The sequence below is a fragment of the Candidatus Zixiibacteriota bacterium genome (genome assembly GCA_014728145.1).
Classification (GTDB): domain Bacteria; phylum Zixibacteria; class MSB-5A5; order JAABVY01; family JAABVY01; genus WJMC01.
In genome coordinates this window covers 1-2,774 of sequence record WJMC01000092.1, presented here as the reverse complement: position 1 = coordinate 2,774, position 2,774 = coordinate 1, and the positions used below count along the sequence as shown (strand labels likewise).

The 2,774-nt window shown below is 48.2% G+C and carries 3 protein-coding genes; all 3 read right to left on the bottom strand.

Translation table 11 applies throughout. From position 1 onward, the window contains the following. A partial coding sequence (locus tag GF404_05855) for a type I glyceraldehyde-3-phosphate dehydrogenase (GenBank protein MBD3381706.1) occupies positions 1-242 on the bottom strand: 242 nt, incomplete at its 3' end. 16 nt (positions 243-258) lie between these two features. Next, entirely contained in the window at positions 259-966 is a 708-nt protein-coding gene (locus GF404_05850) for a hypothetical protein (protein MBD3381705.1), read from the bottom strand. A 24-nt stretch (positions 967-990) separates the two neighbouring features. Further along, positions 991-2,774, bottom strand: a 1,784-nt coding sequence (locus GF404_05845) for a PDZ domain-containing protein (GenBank protein ID MBD3381704.1), incomplete at its 5' end; no start/stop codon positions are given.

Genomic DNA, 2,774 nt, shown 5'->3' with positions numbered 1-2,774 from the left:
GGGTCTTTAATCGCGGTTACGTTGAGTTTCTTGCCGTCGATTGTAATGCTGTCATCGGTCGCAGTGACCTCGCCCGGGTAGACACCGTGCACCGAATCATACTTGAACAGATGGGCCAGGGTGTGAGCGTCGGCGATATCGTTGATTGATACAAAATCAAGGTCGGCCTTGTGTTTTAAAGCCGAACGTAGAACCAGTCGACCAATTCTTCCAAATCCATTGATAGCAACCTTTGCACCCATAAAAACTCCTTTTTTATTATTTATTCCTGAAAATGTATGCGGCTCCCACTGAAATCTGATAGCCGGAATGATTTTCATAACCGCCTATCGCCGTACCAAAATTTATATGTTGGTATTTTACATTGGCTGTCAAGCAAATTGTGGTCGAAATGAACGAATCGAAACCACCACCCAGCCACCATCCGAATGTGGTTTCATCCTCCAGGCTGGGATCATAGTAGATATAGGGATCATAAAAGTTCGCTCCTTCGACTACAGCACGGCCGATCACGAACGATCCGCCTCCGCTGACATAGGGCTGGTAGTGATCCACCAGAAGCGATGCCAGAGGTTTGATCTTGAGCCCGGCCATAATCGGGTAAAGATTGATGTTTCCAAACAGGGTACCATCCGGTGTGCGCCAGGTAAACTCTCCCCTGCTGGCCGAGGCCAGTCCGACTTCGAGAGCGATTTCATTCATGAAATGCCAGTTGAAAAAACCTTCGGTATAAAACCCGTCGCGGTTGGCCGAAACATTATAATTTGTGTATGCCACATCCGGTTCTTCCTGGGTAATATGATTTATCCCCAGCCTGATCCCGACATAACTGATCCCTTTCAGAGAATTATTTGAGTTCTTGCCTTCCTCCATGAAGGGCTCGCGCTCAACAGCAGATAGATTTTGAAAAGAGACAAGAATAACCAGCATAAAGCCGATAGCAAATGGAAATAATTTAGTTTTCAATCTACTCACCTCTGCCAACAGGATTTAGTATATTTTTTTAAGCTGAAGCTGAGCCTTGCGAGTTCTGCTGTCGCGCTCGTACTCGATCCAGAACTTATCGCCTTCATCACCACTCAATAAATCGTAAACTTCCTTCAGGCTCTTTTCCGTAAGCTTCTCTCCTTCAATAGAAATCAGCCTGTCACCTTCCTGTAATCCAATTTCCTCGGCAGGTGTTCCGGGCATCACCCTGAAAATCTCAATAACACCGTCGCTTTTGCGGAGTACGATCCCGGAGCTGATAAACTCGCTTCCGCTTTCCTCGGCCTCCTCGTATTTAGTAAGATAGACCTTCTGTTCGGGGTAATCGAAAGCAATCTTGAACATCGACAGGATTCCACCGCCGATATTACCATCGACATTCTCGGCGGAAAATATACCGCTGTCGGCCACGTTAAATCCCGTGAGGATTTTCGTCAGGCGGTAATCGCCCATGCTGAAAGAGTTTAGGTAAGCCAGCGTGGACTTGGATGACCCCCCGATCCCCAGCAGAGGCATCTCGCCCAGCGTTTCGTTAACGTTCTCTAAAAGCTTATACTTTCGCACCAGGGGTGTATTCAGGTCAAGGAAGTTATGGCTTCCGGTGTCCATACGAAACTGCCCGGTAATTGAGTCATTGATTGTGGCGGTCACTATCGGATGGTTGCTCTCCACGCGAATATCCAGCGTATCCTCGCCACCTTTAAACTTATCACTCCGGGGATCATATATCTTGAGTTCCTTGTCTTCATAATCGATCTCGACAATCAATTGAGCAAAAAGATCATACCCCAGAATACCATCCAGCGGAATCAACGCGATCGTATTGAAAAATGACAGGTCCAGAACCCCGCCGGTCAGGTCGAACATGGTCAGTTCACCCACCCTGAGGCTGTCGATCCTGCAAAAGTTGGCGACTTCAATCCCTCCCACACCAGCAGCAGGCATATTGCCGATATCCTTGAGGCCTAATGAATCGGCGATGCGTCGTCCGACAATTGTCATACCAGCACCGGAATCCAGCAGGAACATGAATGGTCCCTGACCATTTATCTTGAGCGGGACATAGATATGATGGATACTGCGCTTAAGCGGCGCGTCGGTCTTCAGGTCATCATCCTCAAAGACATGATCCGCAGTAGCTGTGGTTGGTGGAATAAAAACAGCATCAGGAATATCCGTGTTCATCTCGAGGCCGGTCACTTCGATAACCGTCATGAGAAGCGGGTTACCCATATCCTGCACTGTCCGGAAGGGGAACTTAACGCCCTCGACTTTGCGCCAGTCTGAATATGTGACTTTAATCGGTAGTCCCTGAACCTTGAGGTAGGTTCCAGCTACGAGGTAATCCTTGTTATCGATAAACAGCTCCGTCCTGTCACCATCAGGCGGAGCAAACACCAGCTTATGGCACTGTCGCCCGTCGAACTCGACATCACCTTCATAGCTGAAATGCTTGCGGATGTCATCATTGAGCAGGTACTCATAGGAGCTGATATACAATTCTGTTTTAAACATCTTCAGCTCGTAACCGGAGAGTTCACGCAATGTGCCGGTCTGGTCTTTCATCCAGTATTTACCGTTATAGAGGCCCTGGGCGATTTTGAAAACCGACAGGTCCGCCTTTAAAAGAACCTTGTCCGGCTTCTCGTAATACATCTCGGCTTTGCCGTTCATACCGCCCATTTTTAAATCCGCCACGTAATGAAATGATTCGAACCTGGCGAGATTCTCGCGCCCACCCAAAGCCTGCATATGCTGATCGAGGATTTCGTCTAATTCGATCGCGC